16 protein-coding genes are annotated in these 25,362 nt (G+C 58.9%); 10 read left to right on the top strand and 6 right to left on the bottom strand.

Annotation, left to right across the window (positions count from 1 at the left end; genetic code table 11):
• Nucleotides 1-20 precede the first annotated feature (20 nt).
• Nucleotides 21-1,319, bottom strand: coding sequence for an NYN domain-containing protein (locus HYN24_RS04100; RefSeq protein WP_117608080.1), 1,299 nt, complete (start codon nucleotides 1,317-1,319; stop codon nucleotides 21-23).
• 156 nt (nucleotides 1,320-1,475) lie between these two features.
• Between HYN24_RS04100 and HYN24_RS04095 the strand changes: the two genes are divergently transcribed.
• Nucleotides 1,476-1,904 (top strand): cytochrome c, encoded by a 429-nt coding sequence (locus tag HYN24_RS04095; protein ID WP_117608079.1) that lies wholly within the window; start codon nucleotides 1,476-1,478, stop codon nucleotides 1,902-1,904.
• An 18-nt stretch (nucleotides 1,905-1,922) separates the two neighbouring features.
• Complete coding sequence (locus HYN24_RS04090) at nucleotides 1,923-3,299, top strand: cbb3-type cytochrome c oxidase subunit I (RefSeq protein WP_117608078.1); 1,377 nt, start codon at nucleotides 1,923-1,925, stop codon at nucleotides 3,297-3,299.
• A gap of 66 nt (nucleotides 3,300-3,365) precedes the next feature.
• Here HYN24_RS04090 and HYN24_RS04085 read toward each other — a convergent pair whose 3' ends face one another.
• The gene (locus HYN24_RS04085; RefSeq protein ID WP_117608077.1) at nucleotides 3,366-3,749 is read right to left on the bottom strand and encodes a DUF302 domain-containing protein; all 384 of its coding nucleotides are present in this window, start codon (nucleotides 3,747-3,749) and stop codon (nucleotides 3,366-3,368) included.
• A 140-nt stretch (nucleotides 3,750-3,889) separates the two neighbouring features.
• Between HYN24_RS04085 and HYN24_RS04080 the strand changes: the two genes are divergently transcribed.
• The 8 genes from HYN24_RS04080 (at nucleotide 3,890) to HYN24_RS04045 (ending at nucleotide 10,846) form a co-directional block, all read left to right on the top strand.
• Complete coding sequence (locus HYN24_RS04080; RefSeq protein WP_117608076.1) at nucleotides 3,890-4,471, top strand: cytochrome c oxidase subunit 3 family protein; 582 nt, start codon at nucleotides 3,890-3,892, stop codon at nucleotides 4,469-4,471.
• Nucleotides 4,471-4,740 (top strand): cytochrome C oxidase subunit IV family protein, encoded by a 270-nt coding sequence (locus tag HYN24_RS04075; protein WP_117608075.1) that lies wholly within the window; start codon nucleotides 4,471-4,473, stop codon nucleotides 4,738-4,740. Before HYN24_RS04080 ends, HYN24_RS04075 begins: the two co-directional genes overlap by 1 nt.
• Entirely contained in the window at nucleotides 4,737-5,519 is a 783-nt protein-coding gene (locus HYN24_RS04070; RefSeq protein WP_117608074.1) for a CbbQ/NirQ/NorQ/GpvN family protein, read from the top strand. Before HYN24_RS04075 ends, HYN24_RS04070 begins: the two co-directional genes overlap by 4 nt.
• Nucleotides 5,500-5,919: a hypothetical protein gene (locus HYN24_RS04065; RefSeq protein ID WP_117608073.1), complete on the top strand. Its 420-nt coding sequence runs from the start codon at nucleotides 5,500-5,502 to the stop codon at nucleotides 5,917-5,919. The genes HYN24_RS04070 and HYN24_RS04065 overlap by 20 nt, the downstream gene beginning before the upstream one ends.
• Nucleotides 5,916-6,962 (top strand): 4Fe-4S binding protein, encoded by a 1,047-nt coding sequence (locus HYN24_RS04060; RefSeq protein WP_117608072.1) that lies wholly within the window; start codon nucleotides 5,916-5,918, stop codon nucleotides 6,960-6,962. The genes HYN24_RS04065 and HYN24_RS04060 overlap by 4 nt, the downstream gene beginning before the upstream one ends.
• A gap of 5 nt (nucleotides 6,963-6,967) precedes the next feature.
• Entirely contained in the window at nucleotides 6,968-8,812 is a 1,845-nt protein-coding gene (locus HYN24_RS04055; protein WP_117608071.1) for a nitric oxide reductase activation protein NorD, read from the top strand.
• A gap of 74 nt (nucleotides 8,813-8,886) precedes the next feature.
• Entirely contained in the window at nucleotides 8,887-9,579 is a 693-nt protein-coding gene (locus HYN24_RS04050) for a Crp/Fnr family transcriptional regulator (RefSeq protein WP_117608070.1), read from the top strand.
• A gap of 44 nt (nucleotides 9,580-9,623) precedes the next feature.
• A protein-coding gene (locus HYN24_RS04045; RefSeq protein WP_371413242.1) for an IS3 family transposase occupies nucleotides 9,624-10,846 on the top strand; the annotation gives its coding sequence in 2 pieces (ribosomal slippage) (nucleotides 9,624-9,957 and nucleotides 9,957-10,846; 1,224 coding nt in all).
• A 60-nt stretch (nucleotides 10,847-10,906) separates the two neighbouring features.
• Here the strand turns inward: HYN24_RS04045 and HYN24_RS04040 are convergent.
• The 4 genes from HYN24_RS04040 to HYN24_RS04025 all read right to left on the bottom strand — a co-directional run bounded on the left by HYN24_RS04040 (nucleotide 10,907) and on the right by HYN24_RS04025 (nucleotide 25,289).
• Nucleotides 10,907-20,782 (bottom strand): Ig-like domain-containing protein, encoded by a 9,876-nt coding sequence (locus HYN24_RS04040; protein WP_117608068.1) that lies wholly within the window; start codon nucleotides 20,780-20,782, stop codon nucleotides 10,907-10,909.
• 300 nt (nucleotides 20,783-21,082) lie between these two features.
• Nucleotides 21,083-21,700 (bottom strand): response regulator transcription factor, encoded by a 618-nt coding sequence (locus HYN24_RS04035; RefSeq protein WP_117608067.1) that lies wholly within the window; start codon nucleotides 21,698-21,700, stop codon nucleotides 21,083-21,085.
• Nucleotides 21,700-23,115 (bottom strand): HlyD family type I secretion periplasmic adaptor subunit, encoded by a 1,416-nt coding sequence (locus tag HYN24_RS04030; protein ID WP_117608066.1) that lies wholly within the window; start codon nucleotides 23,113-23,115, stop codon nucleotides 21,700-21,702. Before HYN24_RS04030 ends, HYN24_RS04035 begins: the two co-directional genes overlap by 1 nt.
• Complete coding sequence (locus tag HYN24_RS04025) at nucleotides 23,112-25,289, bottom strand: type I secretion system permease/ATPase (RefSeq protein ID WP_117608065.1); 2,178 nt, start codon at nucleotides 25,287-25,289, stop codon at nucleotides 23,112-23,114. The genes HYN24_RS04030 and HYN24_RS04025 overlap by 4 nt, the downstream gene beginning before the upstream one ends.
• Nucleotides 25,290-25,362: the final 73 nt, after the last annotated feature.

Raw genomic sequence — 25,362 nt, 5'->3', positions numbered from 1 at the left:
GGTTCCGGCCCCGTCATCATTTAGTCTTCCGACGCCTCGGACACCACTTTGGCCTTGCGCGGACGCGATGGGCGCTTGGGCTTGGCGGGCTTGGATTCAACCGCCACTTCTACCGGCTGTACCTCGACCACCAGCGGAGCAGCATCCTTTGCCGCTGCTGCCTGACGCGGACGACGAGCACCACGGCGCGGCTGGCCTTCGGACTTTTCAGCCGGCGTCACATTGCTCGCAACGGGTTCGACCGGGCTTTCGCTGACGACCAGCACCGGTTCGCTGGCAGCTACCGGCAACTGCTCAGGCGACTCGGTGGCCGAACGTTCCTTGCCGCTCCGCGAGCGACGCCCACCACGACGACGCGAGCCGCCAGACGCTTCCGTTTCACCGGGACGCGACTCGACTTTCGCCTCCTGATCAGCCTCGGGTCGGGCATCAGCCGTTGGCTCACTGGTCGTTTCCGCCAGGACAGTCGGCAACTCGGCAACCGACTCGATCTCGCCAGAAGTCGGTCGAACCTGCCCGCGGAAGACATAGGCTCCCTTGTCGTCCCGACCAAAGCCGAGCAGGCCACGGCTGGCCGCCTCTTCGAGCAGATTGCCGAAGGTCCGGAAGCCGTAATAGCTTTCATTGAAACCGGGGTTACGGCGCTTGACCACTTCCTTGAGGACCGAAGCCCAGATCCGCTCGCTCTCGCCACGATCGGCCATGAGGTCGACAAAGGTCGCCGCGACGATATCCACCGCCTTGCTCTTGCGCTCTTCCTGCTTCTGGCTGCGCTTGGCCTCTTCTTCCGGCGAACGCTTCGGCGCTTCGCGGTCACGCCGCGAGTTGCTGCGGGTTTCGCGGTCGCGGACAAGGTCGTCGTAATAGATGAATTCGTCGCAATTGGTCACCAGCAGGTCCGAACACGACTGCTTGACGCCAACGCCGATCACCTTCTTGGCGTTTTCACGCAGCTTGGAGACGAGCGGCGAAAAATCGGAGTCGCCGCTGATGATCACGAAGGTATCGACATGGGCCTTGGTGTAGCAGAGGTCGAGTGCATCGACGACCATGCGGATGTCGGCCGAGTTCTTGCCGGACTGGCGGACATGGGGGATTTCGATGAGTTCGAAATTGGCTTCGTGCATGGCCGCCTTGAAGGCCTTGTAACGATCCCAATCGCAATAGGCCTTCTTGACGACGATGCTGCCCTTGGCGAGCAGGCGCTCAAGCACCGGGCGGATGTCGAACTTGTCATACTGGGCATCACGGACGCCGAGGGCGACGTTTTCGAAGTCGCAGAAGAGCGCCATGCTGGCGTTGTCGCTGGATGAGGCCATGAAATGCTTTCAACTTGAGGAAGCCAGAGTATACCGCCGACGCCACCCTCGCCGTTGTTTCAGCTAATTCCCCTTTTTTAGCGGGCATCAAAGATTGCCCATGGAGGCGGGAACTACCATCCGTCGGCCAAACAATTTCCGAAAGGGGGAAAAACAATGAGTGGCGCTTTCACCAAATCGATGGCGCGGAACATATTTTACGGGGGGACGGTTTTCTTCTTCCTGTTGTTCCTTGCGCTGTCATTCGACACACTCTCGCAACTACCCAAACGCGACATGCGGGCCAATATGACGCCGCAGATCGCCGAGGGCAAGAAGCTCTGGGAAACCAACAACTGCATCGGCTGCCACACCCTGCTGGGTGAAGGTGCCTATTTTGCACCGGAACTGGGTAACGTCATCGTTCGCTACGGCGAAGAAGGCACCAAGGCGTTCATCCAGAGCCGTCCGAAAGAAGGCATCCCGGGTCGCCGCAGCATGCCGCAGTTCAACTTCAATGACGAGCAACTGAATGCCATCGTGGCCTTCCTTAAGCACGTCAATTCGATCAACACCAACAACTGGCCGCCTAACAGCCAGGGCTGATCGAGAGGAGAACTGAACATGCAATACAAATCCCAAGCGGTTGCAAAACCCTACTTCATCGCGGCTATCGGCCTGTTTGTCGGTCAGATCCTGTTCGGCCTGATTCTTGGCCTGCAGTATGTGCTCGGCGACTTCCTGTTCCCCGCCATACCCTTCAACGTGGCCCGCATGGTCCACACCAACCTGCTCATCGTGTGGCTGCTCTTCGGCTTCATGGGTGGCGCCTACTTCCTGATCCCGGAAGAATCCGAAACCGAACTGTTCAGCCCGAAACTGGCCCTGCTCATGTTCTGGATCTTCCTGGTTGCTGGCGCTGCCACGATCGTCGGCTATCTGGCGGTACCTTACGCCACGCTGGCTGAACTGACCGGTAACAACATCCTCGAAACAATGGGCCGCGAGTTCCTTGAACAGCCGCTGCCGACCAAGGTCGGTATCGTCATCGTGGCGCTCGTCTTTCTGTTCAACATCACCATGACGGTGCTGAAGGGCAAGAAGACCGCCATTTCGCTGGTGCTGCTGATTGGTCTGTGGGGCTTGGCCGTCTTCTTCCTGTTCTCTTTCTACAACCCGGCGAACGTCGTTCTCGACAAGTTCTTCTGGTGGTGGACGGTGCACCTCTGGGTGGAAGGCGTGTGGGAACTGATCCTCGGTTCCTTCCTGGCTTTCGTGCTGATCAAGACGACCGGTGTTGACCGTGAAGTCATCGAAAAGTGGCTGTACGTCATCGTCACCCTGACGCTGATCACCGGCATCATTGGTACGGGTCACCACTACTTCTGGATCGGCACGCCGGAATACTGGCAGTGGTGGGGTTCCATCTTCTCCGCACTGGAGCCGATTCCGTTCTTCGCCATGACCGTGTTTGCCTTCAATATGGTGAACCGTCGCCGCCGCGAGCATCCGAACAAGGCTGCCGTGCTGTGGGCGCTGGGCACCGGCGTGATGGCCTTCCTCGGCGCAGGCGTGTGGGGCTTCCTGCATACCCTGGCGCCGGTCAACTACTACACGCACGGTACGCAGATCACCGCCGCTCACGGCCACATGGCTTTCTATGGTGCCTACGCCATGGTCAACCTGATGATGATCTCCTACGCCATGCCCATCCTGCGCGGCCGTGCTGCCAACAGCAACAAGTCGCAAGTGCTGGAAATGTGGTCGTTCTGGCTGATGACCGTGGCCATCGTCTTCATCACCCTGTTCCTGACCGCTGCAGGCATCCTGCAAGTCTGGCTGCAACGCGTATCCGACACTCCGCTGCCCTTCATGGTGGCGCAGGAGAAGATCGCGCTGTTCTACTGGATGCGTGAATGGGCCGGCCTTGCCTTCCTGATCGGTCTCGTTGTCTACATCGTCAGTTTCTTTGTCGGTGGCGATGAAGAGAAAGCTGCCTGATCGGTAAGTCGCTTCATGAGCACACCAAGGCGCGGTTCGCACGAACCGCGCCTTTTTTACGTCAGCCTAGCGCGTCTCGTCGACAACCTGGATAAGCTTTTCCTCCAGCTCGTGGGCCAGACGTTCCACCCCGACCGCCGACGACAGCGCGGCCAGAACCGGCCCCGGCCGCGCCAACGCAATCTTCGTAATACCGTCCTCGGTATACACCGAAATCCGCCACGGCAGCGCCAGGCTCAAGCGCCGGTCGATGGCCAGCACTTTCTCGACCAACCGCGGATTCCCCACCTCGAAGACCTGACATTCGTCGTCGAATTCGATGTCCCTGCTATCGAGCATGCCGCCCAGATCATGAATGTGCAGCACATTGAGACCCAGGCGCTGAATGACCGGGACGAGATCCGTGGTGGCTTCGTAGAAAGATTTGTCGCTATCGACGATGTAGAACATGAGGCACCCTGTTTCTGGAGATAGAGCATTGATCGCCGGCCAGATAGCACCTCAAATATTTCTTTGAGAACCGCAGCCATGGGCCAGCTTCTTAGGGCAGATCAAGTTAGTCATGCCCGACGCTCGCTATTATCCAGCGCATGAACACGCTTGTCGTCCCGCCCGCCATCAAACGCCTGCCTGGCGACCTGGCCATCTGGTTCTTCATCCTCGCCGAGTTGCTCGCCTTTGCCGTGTTCTTTGCCGCCTATGCCTTTTCCCGGGCCAGAAACGTCGAGTTATTCAACCTCTATCAGCAGACGCTCGACCGCAATGCAGGGGCGCTCAATACAGTATTGCTGATCACCGGTTCGTGGTTCGTCGTCCGCGCGGTGCAAGCTGCGCATCGCGATGACATCAAGGCGGTGCCGCGCAACATCCTGTTTGGCTTTGTGTGCGGCGGCGGCTTCCTGATCGTCAAGGTATTCGAATATGCCGAAAAATTCGGTGCCGGCATTTCGATGTCGACCAACACCTTTTACATGTTCTATATCTCGCTGACCTTCTTCCACTTCATGCATGTCATCCTCGGCATGGTGATCCTCGCCATTCTCTGGTTCCAGGCCCGCAATGGCGCCTATGGCGCGCACAACGCACACGGACTGGAAAGCGGCGCCGCCTACTGGCACATGGTTGATCTGCTGTGGATCGTCCTCTTCCCCCTCGTGTATGTGATGCGCTGATGCTGGCTGCCCTGAAAAATGCCGCCCACCGCGCCTGGCTCGTTCTTCTCGTCGCCACCGGCATCACCTGGTATCTCGGCGAAGTCGGCGCGGCCGGCACCTGGGCCATCGTCGCCATGCTGACCATCGCCTTCGTCAAGGGCCGCCTGGTTATCCTCGACTTCATGGAATTGCGCACCGCGCCGCTGATCTGGCGGGTGCTGCTCGAAGGCTGGCTTATTCTCGTTTCGTCCCTGATTCTGCTTGCTTACTGGATGTCTCTCAAATGACCGAACTGCCTTTCTACGAACCCTCCGGCAACGAAATTGCACTCTTCGAACACGCTTTCCAGCAACGCCTGCCCTTGCTCATCAAAGGGCCAACCGGCTGCGGCAAGACGCGCTTCGTCTCGCACATGGCGGCACGCCTCAAGCTGCCGCTCTATACCGTCGCCTGCCACGACGACCTGACCGCCGCCGATCTGGTCGGCCGCCACCTGATTTCCGACAAGGGCACCTACTGGTCGGATGGACCGCTGACCCGCGCCGTGCGCGAAGGCGGCATATGCTACCTCGACGAAGTGGTCGAGGCCCGCAAGGACACCACGGTGGTCCTCCACCCGCTGGCCGACGACCGGCGCATCCTGCCCATCGACCGTACCGGCGAAATCCTCGAAGCACCACCGGGTTTCATGCTCGTCGTATCCTACAACCCCGGCTACCAGAACCTGCTCAAGGGTCTCAAGCCGTCAACCCGCCAGCGCTTCGTATCGATGCGCTTCGACTTTCCCGGGGCCGAACGCGAAATCTCCATCCTGCTTGGTGAAACCGGCTGCGACCTTGATCTCGCCAAGCGACTGGTCAGCATCGCCAAAGCATTCCGCGCCCTCAAGGACCGCGACCTGGAAGAAGTCGCCAGCACCCGCCTGCTGGTTTACGCCGCCACCCTGATCAAGTCCGGCTTCGATGTCTCTGCCGCCTGCCGCGCCGCCCTGGTCGAAAGTCTGACCGACGACGAAGAGACGGTCGAAGCCCTGATGGAAATCGTCAATGCCACTTTCGGACGATAATTTTGGCTTTGCGGAAGAAAAGGCCGGGCAAAATCTGGCCGTCCTCGCCGAAGCCATTTATCTGATCAACCTGCTGGTTTTGCCGGGGATCGGCTTTCTGCTCCTCGTCGGCCTGTGGTTCAAACACAAGGACAGCGCCCCACCACTCGCCCGTCAGCACCTCAGGCAAACCACCCTGGTCAGCCTGATCGGCGGCCTCCTCATTGTCACGCTGTCCGGCCTTATCATCGACCTCGGTGGTCTGGCCTGGGAATGGACCTGGGTAGCGCTGATCCTCTACTTCACCTGCATCCACTCGACGCTGGTGCTGCTGGGCATGTACGCGCTGATCAAGGCAATGAACGGGCAGATGTGGCGTTTCCCGCTAATCGGCCCGGCGCTCGACGCCCCACAAGCATGAACAAGCCCATCTTGCAGCGTTATCGCCTGTTCGCCCAGATGGGGTTTTTCACGCTGTTTGCCGTGACGCCCATCTTCGATCTCTTCCGTTACGACCTGACCGAACGCCACGCCTACTTCCTGACCTATCCGTGGCACCTCGGCATTGACGAACTGATGGCCGGAACCGGCGATGCCAGCACGGCCATCGCCAACCTCATTCTCTACCTCTTCCTGCCCGTCCTCGGAACCGGGGCACTGATCATCGGCATCGCCTGGAAATGGGGCCGCCTCTACTGCGGCTGGCTGTGTCCGCATTTTTCCGTGGTCGAGACGATCAACCGCCTGATGCTGATCGCCAGCGGCAAGCATTCGCTCTGGGACCAGAAGCAGACCCCGCCGTGGGAGCCGGACGGCACACCGGCCAAGCGCGACGGACGTTACTGGTTGCTCGTCGTTCCGGCTGCCATCGGTTTCGCCTTCGCCTGGGCGCTGGTCGGCCTGACCTACCTGATGCCACCGTTTCAGGTCTACCACGGCCTTGTCACCTTAACCATCTACCCCAAGGAAGTGATTTTCCTGGCCGCCGCAACAACGGTGCTCAGCCTCGAATTTCTCCTCGCCCGCCACCTCTTCTGCCGCTACGGCTGCGCCATCGGCATTTTCCAGAGCTTCGCCTGGATGGAGAACAAGAAGGCCATGGTTGTCGGCTTCGACCGCCAGCGCCTGACCGATTGCGCCAGGTGCCAGCAGGGTGCCAGCAGCGCCGGCCATACGGTGCTCGCCCGGCAGGCCCGGCGCGACAGCGGCAACGAATTTGCCTCACCGACCGGCAGTGCATGCGACGCCGTCTGTCCGATGCGCCTCAAACCGCGCAACGTCAAACGCTGGATGTTCGCCTGTACCCAGTGCGGCCAGTGCATTTCGGCCTGCGCCACGGTCAACCGCGCCAACCCGGACGGCCAGTTGCTGCGCTGGGTCAGTAACGACGACGCGCGGCGCAACGAATCAGGCTTCTCGGCACTCTCCAACATTGATGAAGATGCCGGAGCCCGGCAAGGTTAAGACACATGGAAGAATTCATCGGCAAACTCTGGCACAACTGGGTCACCAAAGCCGCCGCCGGCCATTATCCCGAGGCCGCAGTCAAACTGGCTGACGTCGAAAAAACGGCCGGCATTCTGTTTCGCGCCTTCGGTGGTGACCCCGGCCTCAAGGTCGCCGCAGCCACCTCGGCCGAACATGGTGCCCGCCGCCATTGGCTGCAGCGACTGGCCGGCAGCAACGAGCGCATCGCCCAGGGCCGGCGCGATGCCGAAACCCTGCGCCTGCCCGCGGAAATCGCCGTCTTTCCGGAAAAATCGCTGAACCGCGATCTCTACCTGTGGCTGGCGGCGCTGGCCGCCAGCGATATCGCCCCGGAACAGCCATGGTTCACGCGCAATCAGATCGCCAGTCGCACGGTGCTTGAACACTACCCCGGCCTCAATGACCGCTACCGCCGCCTGGTCGCAGCGCATCTAGCCGGCCGCATCGACCCCGGCCAAATGCAGGCCGACGAGGCCGCTCAGGAAAGCGCCATTCGCCAGGCGCTGGCCCAACCGGGTTCAGTTGATGGCCTGCCACCGCTCACTTCGCTCAAATCCAGGCCGCCACAACCCGTACTGCTCTGGCTGATTGGCGCCGACAAAATCGACATCACCGACCAAGTCGCCGACCCGAACGGCGATCTGACGCCCGAAGGCAGCGGCGGCAAGGCGGAAGCCACCAGGGAGGCGCACAAGGCCGAGCAAGTCGAGACGCCCGACAACAAGACGCCGATGATGGTCATGTTCCGCGCCGAAAGCCTGCCGACCTGGGCCGAGTACGTCCGCGTCAATCGCGCCTTCGACGATGACGAAGACCCGAATGCCAGCGATGCCGCCCGCGACCTCAACAAACTGTCGCTGACCCGCGATGGCGAATCGGCCAAGTCGCGCGTCAAGTTCGACCTCGACCTGCCCTCGGCGGCCGAAGACGACACGCCGATCGGCCCCGGCCTTGCCCTGCCCGAGTGGGACTATCGGAAAAGCCAGATGCTGCCGGCACACTGCCTGCTGCAACCGATGGTCGCTCACGACGCCGGCGAGGCTGCCCTGCCGCAGGAACTCGCCGCCACCGCCCGCAAATTGCGCGGCCAGTTCGCCGCCCTCGCCCCGCAGCGACGCTGGCTCAAGGGTCAACCCGACGGTCCCGAACTCGATGTCGATTCCTGCGTGCGCAATCATGCCGACCGCGCCTCCGGCCATACGCCGGAAGCCGGCGGCCACCTTGCGCAGGCGCGCTGCGAACGCGACCTGGCCTGCCTGCTGCTGGCCGACCTGTCGATGTCTACCGATGCGCCGATTTCTAATTCGCACCGCATCATCGACGTCATCCGCGATTCGCTCCTCCTCTTCTCGGAGGCACTGACCGCCACCGGCGACCGTTTCGGCATTTACGGTTTTTCCTCGCTGCGCCGCCAGAACATCCGCTTCCATCTGCTCAAGGACTTTGCCGGGCGCTACGACGCCGCCGCCCGTGGCCGCATCCTGACCATCAAGCCCGGTTACTACACGCGGATGGGGGCTGCCATCCGTCAGGCCGCGGCCATTCTCGCCGAGCAGCCGGCCAGTCGCCGCCTGCTGCTGATCATCACCGATGGCAAACCGAACGACCTCGACATCTACGACTCGCGCTACGGTATCGAGGACACCCGGATGGCCGTGCACGAAGCCCGTCGCCTCGGCCTGACGCCGTTTTGCGTGACCATCGACCACGAGGCCGGGGCCTACCTGCCCTACCTTTTCGGCCCGGCCGGCTTTTGCGTCATCCGCAAACCGGAGGAACTGCCGAGCCGCCTGCCCCTCCTCTATGTCCAGCTCACACGGCAGTGAGTAGTCACAAAGGCGTATTGCGACGGCTTCGTCCGGATGCCAAGATTACCTGTTACCGTTTTGGCACCTGAATCATGCAAGGCAATCACCCCATCAATATCGAAGCTCTCCTCACCCACGTCCCACTCTTCCAGGGGCTGGCCCCGGATGAACTTGGGCGGATTGCCCGTGGCACAAGGGAAGTACACGCCAGCAAGGGGGAAATCCTGTTCCACAAGGGTGACCCCTGCAATGGCTTTCACCTGCTGGTCTACGGCCAGATCAAGTTGGCCTTCACCTCGTCGCAAGGCAGCGAAAAGGTCGTCGAGATCATCAGCCAGGGCCAGAGTTTCGGCGAAGCCATCATGTTCATGGAGAAGCCGTACATCGTCTTCGCGCAGGCGCTGACCGACTGTCTGTTGCTGCATGTCACCAAGGGTGTCGTCTTCGAGGAATTGCAGCGCGACCACAACCTCTGCCGCAAGATGCTGGCCGGCATGGCCATGCGCCTGCATCAGCTGATGAACGACGTCGAATCGTATTCGCTGCACTCCGGCAAGCAGCGCATCATTGGCTACCTGCTACGCGAAATTCCAGAAACGGATAACGAAGGCCTCAACATCGCCGTCACCCTGCCGACCAATAAGGGCGTCATCGCCTCCCGTCTCAACCTTACGCAGGAACATTTCTCGCGCATCCTGCACGAACTGACCGACCTCGGCCTGATTGTCGTCGAAGGGCGCAAGATTCATATCCCCAGCGTCGCCAAGCTGCGTCAGCACGAGTAAACGGATCAAGACCAGATCGTCACGGACAAGCGAAAAAATCAGGGATTAAGCGGACGCAGCGAGACTACACGCTGACTTTTAAACGGGCGGTAGTTGAGCAGGTAGAAAAAGGCGAACTTAGCTGCAGACAGGCGCAAGATCGCTATGGCATTCAAGGGAAATCGACGGTCTTGGCCTGGTTGCGAAAACACGGTCGCCAGAACTGGGATGCGATGGCACACTACGGTCGCATGAGTGACCCAACCCAATCAGTGACGAGCCTGACTCCGGAACAGCGGATCAAGGAACTGGAAGTCCAGCTCAAGGAAGCGCGGGAGAAATCCCAATTCTTCGAGGCGGTTATCGACGTTTTGAAGAAAGACTACGGAGTCCGCGTCGTAAAAAAGCCTGTGGGCAAGTCCTCACGCAAAAGTCCGTTGAAGGGCTGAGTGTATCGACGGCTTGCCGCTATATGGGAATCAGTCGGCAGGCGCATTACCAGTGGCAGCACCGTCGGGCGCAAGATGAGGTCAAGTACGAACGAGTTCTGGAACTGGTGAAGACCAAGCGCTTGCGTCAGCCCCGTTTGGGAACGCGCAAGCTGCATCACTTACTTGGCCCGACGCTGGCGGCGGAAGGCCGTGGCCTTGGGCGTGATGCCTTGTTCGATCTGTTGCGTTGGAATCGCCTGTTGGTGCCAACCAAGCGGGCATATCACAAGACGACCGACAGCCACCATCGTTTCCGGCGACATCCCAACTTGCTCAAAGCCGGTCCGGAGCAAATTTGTCCCGAAGCGAGTGAGCAGGTTTGGGTCGCCGACATTACCTATCTGCCCACCCGAGAACGCTGCGCCTATTTGAGCCTGATCACCGATGCCTATTCCCGCAAGATCGTCGGTTACCACGTCCATGACAGCCTGCACACAGCCGAGGTAAGCCAGGCCTTGAAGATGGCACTGAAAGGACGCAGGGGAAATCAGGCGCTGATCCATCATTCGGACAGGGGTATTCAATACTGCTCGAATGAGTATCAGGCCATTCATCGCAAAAACGGCCTGATTTGCTCAATGACGGACGGCTACGACTGTTATCAGAATGCTCTCGCGGAAAGGGTCAATGGCATTTTGAAGCACGAGTTCCTACTTCAGCAGCCCAGCGACCTAAATCAAGCACGGCACATGGTCAGTCAATCCATCGCCATCTACAACCAGGAGAGGCCGCATTTGTCGCTACAATTAAAAACGCCCGATGAGGTTCATCGGGCATCTTTGCAGGCCAGTAATTAGGCTGGCCTATCCGTCGAAACAGGTGTCACCCTGGATCAGGACGGGTCTGGATGAAGTCACTTAGTCGGTAATCAGCTTCCCCTTGGACAGTAGATCCTGAATGATCGTAGCGTCATTGAAACCGGTCGCACCGAGATCGACGTTGGCCAGCACGATCTTCTGCGTCACGTTTACACCATCAGTCTTGACGTCGATGACCGTATCCAATCCTGACTTGCTGAAATTCAGATAGCTATCTAGCGTTGTCGTATTGGTCGCACCATTGGGCAGGAGATCACGCAGATCGAGCACATCGCCGCCTGATGCTTTGGACGCAACATCGAAGCCGAACACAGTATCAACCGCAGGTGTTCCGACCGTACCCTTATCGGAAAGACTCCAGGCAAAGGTGTCGGACCCCAGTCCGCCAGTCAGCGAATCGTCGCCAGCCCCGCCAATCAGAACGTCTGAGCCACTACCGCCAAGCAAGGTATCGCTACCTGCGCCGCCAGCCAGGACGTGTGCATTAGCATTTACCGACGCATCTAGCATATCGTTGCTGGAAGTTCCCGCATACATATCCGAGGCATTTGCCACTGATAGCAGTTGTGTAGTCGTGTTACCTACTGTATCTGCCCCGGAGATCGTAATGTGAAATGATCCTGATCCGTAATTGCTAAGGACTACTTCTGAAGCTCCCCAAGCCGAGATATCCAGTACCCCCCCAGCGCCAACCGTGCCGCTATGTCCACCTGCTCCATCGGTCACTACAGTACCTGAGACTAATCCGGACAGTATGACCGATGCGGCATCTGCCAGACCCAATGAGAACCGAAGTTCATGACCGTCGTTGGCAATGACGGAATGTTGATTTCCCCACAGTTCAGTCTCGTAAATAGCTTGAGCCTGAGAATTTGTTAAAACTCCATCATAAATTCGCGCATCTTCCAGAGCACCATTGAGGAAACGGTTTGAAGTAGCACCATCATCGGAGGTTACCCCAAAGCCAAGGAATTTGTTTGGCGCGACGGAGCCAGCGGCAAGTACCGTACCGTTAATCGTCTGAGCAACGCCATCGACCCACATGTAGGTTCTGCCCGTCACGAAATCATGAGACATCACAACGCTATGCCACTGATTGTCGTTGATCGCGTTATTACTCATCAGACCAGCGTTATCGCCAATCCCAAAGCCGATCTTGCCCTGGTTATTGATGAAGCCCCACTGGACGTCAACCGTACCCCCGTTGTTTTCCATACCGATGACAGATGGTGAATCCCAGCCGATATTCGAGCCGACCTGGGACGTCTTGATCCAGAAACTGAGGGATGCAGCCTTGGCCGCTGTTTGCCCGGCCAAGGCATCCGTAACAGAAGAAGCGAGAGCCACCCAGCCGCCATCTCTAGCCGCCGAAGACCCGCCGACACCGTTGAACTGGATAGCCGTGGAACCATTGCGCCCCGTTGTCCATGTCGGACTCAGGTTGGCAACAGGGTCAGCCGGTTGAACAGCACGTGGGGTGTTATTGGTAATCGTGCCAATCTGATCTATGGTCGGATTGAAATTTGTGGTGGTCGTGCCGCTACCCTGATTGAACTGCCAATAATCAATCCATTGAGCCATGACCGTCGGCGCCGTGGTGTCGATGCCTACCGTGTCGTTGTTACCCGTTCCAGCATTGAGGGCTGCATCAGTGTAGCTACCGTTGGTGACGGTCACGCTGCCGTTGCCAGTAAATCCGTCGTTCGCCGTGAAGGTCGCTGTATAAACGAGCGGGTCTGCCGTCGCGGCCAGGCCACTTACGGTGCCACCCACTGCCGTGATGTCAGCCAGCGTGAAGCCAACCGGGGCTTCGCTGAAGGTAAAGGTGACCGACGAAACTTTGTCCGCATTGTTGAGGCTGGCATCAACAATGTTCACCACAACGCTCGGCGCCGTGGTGTCGATGCCTACCGTGTCGTTGTTACCCGTTCCAGCATTGAGAGCTGCATCAGTGTAGCTACCGTTGGTGACGGTCACGCTGCCGTTGCCAGTAAATCCGTCGTTCGCCGTGAAGGTCGCTGTATAAACGAGCGGGTCTGCCGTCGCGGCCAGGCCACTTACGGTGCCACCCACTGCCGTGATGTCAGCCAGCGTGAAGCCAACCGGGGCTTCGCTGAAGGTAAAGGTGACCGACGAAACTTTGTCCGCATTGTTGAGGCTGGCATCAACAATGTTCACCACAACGCTCGGCGCCGTGGTGTCGATGCCTACCGTGTCGTTGTTACCCGTTCCAGCATTGAGAGCTGCATCAGTGTAGCTACCGTTGGTGACGGTCACGCTGCCGTTGCCAGTAAATCCGTCGTTCGCCGTGAAGGTCGCTGTATAAACGAGCGGGTCTGCCGTCGCGGCCAGGCCACTTACGGTGCCACCCACTGCCGTGATGTCAGCCAGCGTGAAGCCAACCGGGGCTTCGCTGAAGGTAAAGGTGACCGACGAAACTTTGTCCGCATTGTTGAGGCTGGCATCAACAATGTTCACCACAACGCTCGGCGCCGTGGTGTCGATGCCTACCGTGTCGTTGTTACCCGTTCCAGCATTGAGAGCTGCATCAGTGTAGCTACCGTTGGTGACGGTCACGCTGCCGTTGCCAGTAAATCCGTCGTTCGCCGTGAAGGTCGCTGTATAAACGAGCGGGTCTGCCGTCGCGGCCAGGCCACTTACGGTGCCACCCACTGCCGTGATGTCAGCCAGCGTGAAGCCAACCGGGGCTTCGCTGAAGGTAAAGGTGACCGACGAAACTTTGTCCGCATTGTTGAGGCTGGCATCAACAATGTTCACCACAACGCTCGGCGCCGTGGTGTCGATGCCTACCGTGTCGTTGTTACCCGTTCCAGCATTGAGAGCTGCATCAGTGTAGCTACCGTTGGTGACGGTCACGCTGCCGTTGCCAGTAAATCCGTCGTTCGCCGTGAAGGTCGCTGTATAAACGAGCGGGTCTGCCGTCGCGGCTAGGCCACTTACGGTGCCACCCACTGCCGTGATGTCAGCCAGCGTGAAGCCAACCGGGGCTTCGCTGAAGGTAAAGGTGACCGACGAAACTTTGTCCGCATTGTTGAGGCTGGCATCAACAATGTTCACCACAACGCTCGGCGCCGTGGTGTCGATGCCTACCGTGTCGTTGTTACCCGTTCCAGCATTGAGAGCTGCATCAGTGTAGCTACCGTTGGTGACGGTCACGCTGCCGTTGCCAGTAAATCCGTCGTTCGCCGTGAAGGTCGCTGTATAAACGAGCGGGTCTGCCGTCGCGGCCAGGCCACTTACGGTGCCACCCACTGCCGTGATGTCAGCCAGCGTGAAGCCAACCGGGGCTTCGCTGAAGGTAAAGGTGACCGACGAAACTTTGTCCGCATTGTTGAGGCTGGCATCAACAATGTTCACCACAACGCTCGGCGCCGTGGTGTCGATGCCTACCGTGTCGTTGTTACCCGTTCCAGCATTGAGGGCTGCATCAGTGTAGCTACCGTTGGTGACGGTCACGCTGCCGTTGCCAGTAAATCCGTCGTTCGCCGTGAAGGTCGCTGTATAAACGAGCGGGTCTGCCGTCGCGGCCAGGCCACTTACGGTGCCACCCACTGCCGTGATGTCAGCCAGCGTGAAGCCAACCGGGGCTTCGCTGAAGGTAAAGGTGACCGACGAAACTTTGTCCGCATTGTTGAGGCTGGCATCAACAATGTTCACCACAACGCTCGGCGCCGTGGTGTCGATGCCTACCGTGTCGTTGTTACCCGTTCCAGCATTGAGAGCTGCATCAGTGTAGCTACCGTTGGTGACGGTCACGCTGCCGTTGCCAGTAAATCCGTCGTTCGCCGTGAAGGTCGCTGTATAAACGAGCGGGTCTGCCGTCGCGGCCAGGCCACTTACGGTGCCACCCACTGCCGTGATGTCAGCCAGCGTGAAGCCAACCGGGGCTTCGCTGAAGGTAAAGGTGACCGACGAAACTTTGTCCGCATTGTTGAGGCTGGCATCAACAATGTTCACCACAACGCTCGGCGCCGTGGTGTCGATGCCTACCGTGTCGTTGTTACCCGTTCCAGCATTGAGAGCTGCATCAGTGTAGCTACCGTTGGTGACGGTCACGCTGCCGTTGCCAGTAAATCCGTCGTTCGCCGTGAAGGTCGCTGTATAAACGAGCGGGTCTGCCGTCGCGGCCAGGCCACTTACGGTGCCACCCACTGCCGTGATGTCAGCCAGCGTGAAGCCAACCGGGGCTTCGCTGAAGGTAAAGGTGACCGACGAAACTTTGTCCGCATTGTTGAGGCTGGCATCAACAATGTTCACCACAACGCTCGGCGCCGTGGTGTCGATGCCTACCGTGTCGTTGTTACCCGTTCCAGCATTGAGAGCTGCATCAGTGTAGCTACCGTTGGTGACGGTCACGCTGCCGTTGCCAGTAAATCCGTCGTTCGCCGTGAAGGTCGCTGTATAAACGAGCGGGTCTGCCGTCGCGGCCAGGCCACTTACGGTGCCACCCACTGCCGTGATGTCAGCCAGCGTGAAGCCAACCGGGGCTTCGCTGAAGGTAAAGGTGACCGACGAAACTTTGTCCGCATTGTTGAGGCTGGCATCAACAATGTTCACCACAACGCTCGGCGCCGTGGTGTCGATGCCTACCGTGTCGTTGTTACCCGTTCCAGCATTGAGAGCTGCATCAGTGTAGCTACCGTTGGTGACGGTCACGCTGCCGTTGCCAGTAAATCCGTCGTTCGCCGTGAAGGTCGCTGTATAAACGAGCGGGTCTGCCGTCGCGGCCAGGCCACTTACGGTGCCACCCACTGCCGTGATGTCAGCCAGCGTGAAGCCAACCGGGGCTTCGCTGAAGGTAAAGGTGACCGACGAAACTTTGTCCGCATTGTTGAGGCTGGCATCAACAATGTTCACCACAACGCTCGGCGCCGTGGTGTCGATGCCTACCGTGTCGTTGTTACCCGTTCCAGCATTGAGGGCTGCATCAGTGTAGCTACCGTTGGTGACGGTCACGCTGCCGTTGCCAGTAAATCCGTCGTTCGCCGTGAAGGTCGCTGTATAAACGAGCGGGTCTGCCGTCGCGGCCAGGCCACTTACGGTGCCACCCACTGCCGTGATGTCAGCCAGCGTGAAGCCAACCGGGGCTTCGCTGAAGGTAAAGGTGACCGACGAAACTTTGTCCGCATTGTTGAGGCTGGCATCAACAATGTTCACCACAACGCTCGGCGCCGTGGTGTCGATGCCTACCGTGTCGTTGTTACCCGTTCCAGCATTGAGAGCTGCATCAGTGTAGCTACCGTTGGTGACGGTCACGCTGCCGTTGCCAGTAAATCCGTCGTTCGCCGTGAAGGTCGCTGTATAAACGAGCGGGTCTGCCGTCGCGGCCAGGCCACTTACGGTGCCACCCACTGCCGTGATGTCAGCCAGCGTGAAGCCAACCGGGGCTTCGCTGAAGGTAAAGGTGACCGACGAAACTTTGTCCGCATTGTTGAGGCTGGCATCAACAATGTTCACCACAACGCTCGGCGCCGTGGTGTCGATGCCTACCGTGTCGTTGTTACCCGTTCCAGCATTGAGAGCTGCATCAGTGTAGCTACCGTTGGTGACGGTCACGCTGCCGTTGCCAGTAAATCCGTCGTTCGCCGTGAAGGTCGCTGTATAAACGAGCGGGTCTGCCGTCGCGGCCAGGCCACTTACGGTGCCACCCACTGCCGTGATGTCAGCCAGCGTGAAGCCAACCGGGGCTTCGCTGAAGGTAAAGGTGACCGACGAAACTTTGTCCGCATTGTTGAGGCTGGCATCAACAATGTTCACCACAACGCTCGGCGCCGTGGTGTCGATGCCTACCGTGTCGTTGTTACCCGTTCCAGCATTGAGAGCTGCATCAGTGTAGCTACCGTTGGTGACGGTCACGCTGCCGTTGCCAGTAAATCCGTCGTTCGCCGTGAAGGTCGCTGTATAAACGAGCGGGTCTGCCGTCGCGGCCAGGCCACTTACGGTGCCACCCACTGCCGTGATGTCAGCCAGCGTGAAGCCAACCGGGGCTTCGCTGAAGGTAAAGGTGACCGACGAAACTTTGTCCGCATTGTTGAGGCTGGCATCAACAATGTTCACCACAACGCTCGGCGCCGTGGTGTCGATGCCTACCGTGTCGTTGTTACCCGTTCCAGCATTGAGAGCTGCATCAGTGTAGCTACCGTTGGTGACGGTCACGCTGCCGTTGCCAGTAAATCCGTCGTTCGCCGTGAAGGTCGCTGTATAAACGAGCGGGTCTGCCGTCGCGGCCAGGCCACTTACGGTGCCACCCACTGCCGTGATGTCAGCCAGCGTGAAGCCAACCGGGGCTTCGCTGAAGGTAAAGGTGACCGACGAAACTTTGTCCGCATTGTTGAGGCTGGCATCAACAATGTTCACCACAACGCTCGGCGCCGTGGTGTCGATGCCTACCGTGTCGTTGTTACCCGTTCCAGCATTGAGAGCTGCATCAGTGTAGCTACCGTTGGTGACGGTCACGCTGCCGTTGCCAGTAAATCCGTCGTTCGCCGTGAAGGTCGCTGTATAAACGAGCGGGTCTGCCGTCGCGGCCAGGCCACTTACGGTGCCACCCACTGCCGTGATGTCAGCCAGCGTGAAGCCAACCGGGGCTTCGCTGAAGGTAAAGGTGACCGACGAAACTTTGTCCGCATTGTTGAGGCTGGCATCAACAATGTTCACCACAACGCTCGGCGCCGTGGTGTCGATGCCTACCGTGTCGTTGTTACCCGTTCCAGCATTGAGGGCTGCATCAGTGTAGCTACCGTTGGTGACGGTCACGCTGCCGTTGCCAGTAAATCCGTCGTTCGCCGTGAAGGTCGCTGTATAAACGAGCGGGTCTGCCGTCGCGGCCAGGCCACTTACGGTGCCACCCACTGCCGTGATGTCAGCCAGCGTGAAGCCAACCGGGGCTTCGCTGAAGGTAAAGGTGACCGACGAAACTTTGTCCGCATTGTTGAGGCTGGCATCAACAATGTTCACCACAACGCTCGGCGCCGTGGTGTCGATGCCTACCGTGTCGTTGTTACCCGTTCCAGCATTGAGAGCTGCATCAGTGTAGCTACCGTTGGTGACGGTCACGCTGCCGTTGCCAGTAAATCCGTCGTTCGCCGTGAAGGTCGCTGTATAAACGAGCGGGTCTGCCGTCGCGGCCAGGCCACTTACGGTGCCACCCACTGCCGTGATGTCAGCCAGCGTGAAGCCAACCGGGGCTTCGCTGAAGGTAAAGGTGACCGACGAAACTTTGTCCGCATTGTTGAGGCTGGCATCAACAATGTTCACCACAACGCTCGGCGCCGTGGTGTCGATGCCTACCGTGTCGTTGTTACCCGTTCCAGTATTGAGGGCTGCATTAGTGTAGCTACCGTTGGTGACGGTCACGCTGCCGTTGCCAGTAAATCCGTCGTTCGCCGTGAAGGTCGCTGTATAAACGAGCGGGTCTGCCGTCGCGGCCAGGCCACTTACGGTGCCACCCACTGCCGTGATGTCAGCCAGCGTGAAGCCAACCGGGGCTTCGCTGAAGGTAAAGGTGACCGACGAAACTTTGTCCGCATTGTTGAGGCTGGCATCAACAATGTTCACCACAACGCTCGGCGCCGTGGTGTCGATGCCTACCGTGTCGTTGTTACCCGTTCCAGCATTGAGAGCTGCATCAGTGTAGCTACCGTTGGTGACGGTCACGCTGCCGTTGCCAGTAAATCCGTCGTTCGCCGTGAAGGTCGCTGTATAAACGAGCGGGTCTGCCGTCGCGGCCAGGCCACTTACGGTGCCACCCACTGCCGTGATGTCAGCCAGCGTGAAGCCAACCGGGGCTTCGCTGAAGGTAAAGGTGACCGACGAAACTTTGTCCGCATTGTTGAGGCTGGCATCAACAATGTTCACCACAACGCTCGGCGCCGTGGTGTCGATGCCTACCGTGTCGTTGTTACCCGTTCCAGCATTGAGAGCTGCATCAGTGTAGCTACCGTTGGTGACGGTCACGCTGCCGTTGCCAGTAAATCCGTCGTTCGCCGTGAAGGTCGCTGTATAAACGAGCGGGTCTGCCGTCGCGGCCAGGCCACTTACGGTGCCACCCACTGCCGTGATGTCAGCCAGCGTGAAGCCAACCGGGGCTTCGCTGAAGGTAAAGGTGACCGACGAAACTTTGTCCGCATTGTTGAGGCTGGCATCAACAATGTTCACCACAACGCTCGGCGCCGTGGTGTCGATGCCTACCGTGTCGTTGTTACCCGTTCCAGCATTGAGGGCTGCATCAGTGTAGCTACCGTTGGTGACGGTCACGCTGCCGTTGCCAGTAAATCCGTCGTTCGCCGTGAAGGTCGCTGTATAAACGAGCGGGTCTGCCGTCGCGGCCAGGCCACTTACGGTGCCACCCACTGCCGTGATGTCAGCCAGCGTGAAGCCAACCGGGGCTTCGCTGAAGGTAAAGGTGACCGACGAAACTTTGTCCGCATTGTTGAGGCTGGCATCAACAATGTTCACCACAACGCTCGGCGCCGTGGTGTCGATGCCTACCGTGTCGTTGTTACCCGTTCCAGCATTGAGAGCTGCATCAGTGTAGCTACCGTTGGTGACGGTCACGCTGCCGTTGCCAGTAAATCCGTCGTTCGCCGTGAAGGTCGCTGTATAAACGAGCGGGTCTGCCGTCGCGGCCAGGCCACTTACGGTGCCACCCACTGCCGTGATGTCAGCCAGCGTGAAGCCAACCGGGGCTTCGCTGAAGGTAAAGGTGACCGACGAAACTTTGTCCGCATTGTTGAGGCTGGCATCAACAATGTTCACCACAACGCTCGGCGCCGTGGTGTCGATGCCTACCGTGTCGTTGTTACCCGTTCCAGCATTGAGAGCTGCATCAGTGTAGCTACCGTTGGTGACGGTCACGCTGCCGTTGCCAGTAAATCCGTCGTTCGCCGTGAAGGTCGCTGTATAAACGAGCGGGTCTGCCGTCGCGGCCAGGCCACTTACGGTGCCACCCACTGCCGTGATGTCAGCCAGCGTGAAGCCAACCGGGGCTTCGCTGAAGGTAAAGGTGACCGACGAAACTTTGTCCGCATTGTTGAGGCTGGCATCAACAATGTTCACCACAACGCTCGGCGCCGTGGTGTCGATAGTGTAGCTTTCAGTGTCAGTCGCACTGCCAATATTCCCGGCCGCGTCGCTAGTAGTAACCTTGGCATCAATGGTCTTGTCGCTGTCGGCGACCAGGTCGCTGCTCGGAACCGAAATACTGAAGGTCTTATCAGCCAGAACCAGACCAGTAAAATCCTGGCCATTGATGGACAGGGTGACAGTGTCACCCACCTTCGCATCGCCTCCGACGATACCGGTAATGGCGATGCTGATGCCGGATTCACTGGCATTGATCACGTCGTCCGGCGTGATGTTAGCGTCGAGGGTGATGGTCGGCACCGGGGTCACTGTGTTACTTCCCAGCGGAGCACCTTCAATTGTTTCCAGCGGACGCCCCCGCTCAGTCCCAAACTGATACGCCAACGGATCGACGCTTTCAACAATACGCAACAGTTCGACAAATGTGTGTCCTTCATTCCCGCCCTGGCCAATCAGGCCTGCGGCCGGCGCTTCTTCTTCGAGTAGGGAGTCCAGATCACCACCGGACTTCAGGACCTGGGCAATTTTTTCAAACCCCTTGGGGGTATTTGCCACAGCACTATCGGTCGCATCGGGAAGACTGCTCGCCACCACTTCGGCATCAATACGGGCCGTTTGGCCCGCCGGAACAGTCATTTCCCGGCCATCGACAAGCGTCAGGACAACGTTTGCACCATTGGCGGCAACGACGCTCTCGCCTTCGTGTATCGCATCGCCAAGCTTGAGGCGCCGCATGTTTCCGGCGCCGTCGCGAGCAAATGCCTGGCCAGAAAGAACGGAAACCTGAGCGACAACTTGAACTTGAGCCATGGTGATACTCCAGACACGATTAACAATGTTAAAAGTGTAGATGTATCAATACCGACAAACCATTGCACCAAAGTACAGTCTTGAGGGAAAACGTGAAATATTTCCGCTTTCGGCGGATGCATGGCCATTGAAAGTAGCCGAGGGGGGGCGCAGGGCATCGCGTTGTCTGGCATGTGTTCTACTGGCTGACGGCAACAGAGAGTTGCGGAAAGCCGGAACGCTGACCGAATTTATAGGGCTTGCGGTAGTTACCTGATGCCAGATGAAGCTAAGGCACAGCGGTATGAGCAACTTACGGCGTTACATATTTAAGCCGTTGATGCGTAGCGAGAGTTGAAGCCGGTCGCGCAAACCAAGCTTTTCAAAAATGGCTGAAAGGTGGGCCTTGACGGTTCGCTCGGTGATCGACAATTGATTGGCGATTTCACGGTTGCTCGCACCGCCTGCCACGTGGCGGGCGACCTGGGCTTCGCGGTCTGAAAGGAGGGACAGCCATTCACCCTCCTTGTGACTGTCAGCACGCGACGCAAGAACCCGTGAAGCGCTACCCACCAGACGCCGCAATAGTGTTTGGCCAACCCACAGGCCGCCGTTTTCGACAACCAGCGCAACCTGACGAAGCACTTCCGGCGCTGCATGCGTATTGCAGCATCCAGAAGCCCCGAGTGCGAGCGATTCGGCAACCACGGTTTCGTCAGGCTCATCCGCCAACACAACGGCAAACTCGCCCGGATTCAACTCGACCTGGCGCAACACGCTGTCAGCAGTTTCCCCTGCGCGGCAACGACACCACAGAACCGCCAAATCGCCCGGGGGGCGCTTGGCGAGTTCATCCGGCTGAAGAACGCAGGCCTGAGGAAAAGCCTCACACCACGAAGGCAGAAGCACGCCATCCCGATCGATGATCCAGTGTTTCATCAGCGCTCCGTCATGGCGACGCTCTTGGCACGCAGGACCGGCTTGATCAAATAGGCCAGGACACTCTTCTTGCCGGTCAGAATATCGACCTCGGCGACCATGCCAGGGATGATCGGCAAATTGGCATCACCGAAGCCGGGCTTGTTGGTCCGCACGCGAACCGTATAGAAGGCGTTGCCTTTCTCGTCCATGACCGTGTCGGCACCAATATGTTCAAGCGTGCCTTCGAGGCCCCCGTAGATGGAAAAGTCATAGGCGGTGAACTTGACGATGGCGGGCTGCCCCGGATGGAGAAAAGCGATATCTCTCGGTTGCACTCGCGCTTCGAGCAGGAGGGCGTCTTCGAGTGGAACAATTTCGATCATGTCCTTGCCGGGCTGGATGACACCGCCCACCGTATTGACCAGCAGTCGCTTGACCGTGCCTTTGACCGGCGAACGAATCGACGACTGTTTGACCCGATCAGACAGGGCGACGCTACCTTCGGCCAGGCTATTGAGCTTGGCCATGGTTTCGGAAAGCTCCTTGCTGGCATCGTTACGGAAAGTCAGTTCGACCTCCTCGATCTTGCGCTGCGCCTCGTTGATGGCGGCCTGAACCCGCGAAATCTGGGCCGATGCCATATCGCGCTCACCCCGGTAGCGCGAAACATCGCGCTCCAGACGAAGCAGTTCGACTTCGGACACCGCGCCGGAATTGATCAGCGGACGGGTCACCGACAGTTCCCTCGAGGTCAGATCGTAACCTTGTGATGCCTGTGCACGCTTAGCTTGCGCCTCGTTCAGTTCCTGCTGTCGCTGGGCCAGTTGCTGACGGGCAATCGAGACAGCAGCGGTCAGCTCACTGTTTCTGGCCTCGTAGAACTGGCGCTCCTGATCAACGATCGCCGCATCGGCCTTGACCACCTCGGCCGGCGGGACAAACAGCTTTCCTTCGGAAATCGCCCGCAGCCGGGCCGCCTTGGCGACCAGACCGAGATACTGGGCCTGATTCTCCTTTACCGACGAGACAAACCGGGTTTCATCAATTTTGACCAACAACTGGTTGGGCTGAACGATGTCACCCTCTTTGACCAGAATTTCGGAGACCAGCCCGCCATCGATGCTCTGCAGCACCTGGACTTGCTTTGAAGGAATGACCCGCCCCTCGCCGCGAGTCACCTCGTCGAGCTTGGCGACGGCGGCCCAAAGGATGAACACGGCAAAAACAATACCGATGGAACGCAGCAGAACACGAGCCCGCAGCGGCTCCTGGCGCAGCATTGCGAGATCGGCATCGGTGGCAAAATCGACGACGTCGATTTCCTCACGACTGGGCAGGCGGCCGAGTAGCCTTTCGACATTAGGCGCAGCGCGTTGGGCGATGCCTTCCAGCCAGGCGTGCAGGGCGTTGAAAACCGCTATCAGGCGCTTCATGATGCTCTCCCGACCCGACCGCTCTGCAGGGCCTGAATCACCTGGTCACGCGGTCCATCCGCGACAATCCGACCATCATCGACCACCAGCACCCGGGTCGCCAGGTCAAGCAGACTGTTGCGATGGGTCACGATAATAATGGTCTTGTGGCCGGCGATCTGCCGCAACCGGTCCTTGAACTGCTGCTCGGAGGAGAAATCCATCGCACTGGTCGGCTCATCGAGCAACAGGATAGGCGGGTCCATGAGGAAGGCGCGGGCAATGGCCACGCCCTGACGCTGTCCACCAGACAGCGAGTCGCCGCGCTCACCGATCATCATGTCGAAACCATCCGGATGGCGATTGACAAACTCCGTCAATCCGCCCGCCTCGGCCGCCGCAACGATCGCCGCATCCTCGGCATAAGGCGCGCCGATGGCGATGTTCTCGCGCAAGGTGCCATAGAACAGTGTGACATCCTGGGCCACGTAGCCAATGTTTCGTCGCAGATCGGCCGGATCAAGCTGGCGAAGATCGACCCCGTCGATGCTGACCGCGCCTTCGGTCGGCTGATACAGGCCGAGCAACAGTTTTTGCAGGGTCGTCTTGCCGGAGCCGATACGGCCGATTACGACGACCTTTTCACCGGCGTTAATTTTGCAGGTCAGCCCTTTCAGGGCGGCGACCTGGGACTTCGGGTAGCTGAACTGAACATCACGGAATTCGATATTTCCTTTGAGCTCGGGCCGATGAACGAAACTGGCATCAGCAGGTCGTTCGATCGGATTGGTCATGATCTGCTCGAGCGAGGAAAGGGACACTTTGGCATTGTGATATTGCATCAGCAGGCCAACCATCTGCCCGAGCGGCGCCACCGCCCGCGAAGTCAGCATGGTGCAGGCAATCAGGCCGCCCATACTGAGCTTGCCATCACCAATCATGTACACGCCGGCAATCACGACGACAACATTGACCAGTTGCTGGATTTCCATCGCCCCGTTGGTCGCTGCCGCCGACAGGAAGCGCATCTGGTTGTTGACCCGTGACACGAAGGCCACGCTCTTTTCCCACTTCGACTGCATGACGCCTTCAGCCCCCTGGGTCTTGATCGTTTCCAGCGCCGTCAGACTTTCGATCAATGTCGCGTTGCGCAGGGCGCTAGCGCGATAGGTCGTTTCCGACAAGGCATGCATCTTGTGCTGCAGGATGTAGGCGTAGATGACCACGAAGACAATGGCCAGCAGGACCGGGATGATCAACTGCCAGGCAATGATGGCGATAACCATCACGAAGAGCAGGGCAAAGGGCAGGTCAATGAATGCGGTGACCGAAGCCGAGGTGATGAAATCACGCACCGACTCGAATGATCGAAGGTTCGATGAAAAGGCACCGACCGCAGAAGGCCGTGCTTCCATACGCACACCAAGCACACGCTCCATGATCTTTGCGGACAGTTGCATATCAATACGCGCACTGGCCAGATCGAGGAAATAGCCGCGCAAGAGTCGCAGCATCATGTCGACACCAATGACCAGAATGACCCCAAGACCGAGCATCCACAGGGTCTCGATGGCCCGATTCGGCACCACCCGGTCATAAACGTTCATCGTGAATAGCGGCATGGCCAGGGCGATCACATTGATCAGCAAGGCAGCACCCAGTACGTCACGATAGACCTGCCACTGATCGGCCAACGCCCCCCAGAACCAATGGCGCAGCTTGACCTCGCCTACCTCCGGGGTGCGGCTGTCAAAGCGGAAATGTGGCCGGGCGAAGATGGCAATGCCGGAATAGCGCTCAGTCAGTTCGTCACGCGACAGCAGAACCGAACCCTGACCTGTTTCGGGAAAGAGCAGGCGGGCGCTTTGCCCGCCTTCGTCCCAGCCGAGCAGGACACAGGCCTCTTCATTGTTCAGCAGCAGAACCGCAGGCAACAGCAAGTCATCGATACGCGCCAGAGGGCGCCTGACCACCTTGGCCGACAGGCCGGCACGCCCGGCCGCACGCCCGAACAAGGAAGGTGACAAGGAGCCCTTTTCGAGGGGCAGACCGGCCACCAGCGCAGCTCGCGTACTGGGGCGACCATGGATGCGCGTCAGTTCAACCAGGCAATCCAGTAAGGGATCGTGGTGCAGGATATCCTCCCGCACCCCGGAAATGCCGACTCCGGCGGACTTACTTGCAGCGTCGCTCATGCCACTCCTCTGTTTTTTGCAATTCTAGCTTGGCTTGACAATGGCATTTATAAGAAATGTAAAAAGGCGGCCT

This window comes from Dechloromonas sp. HYN0024, from assembly GCF_003441615.1.
In the GTDB taxonomy this organism is placed as follows: Bacteria; Pseudomonadota; Gammaproteobacteria; order Burkholderiales; family Rhodocyclaceae; genus Azonexus.
This window is presented reverse-complemented; position numbering and strand designations above follow the sequence as displayed.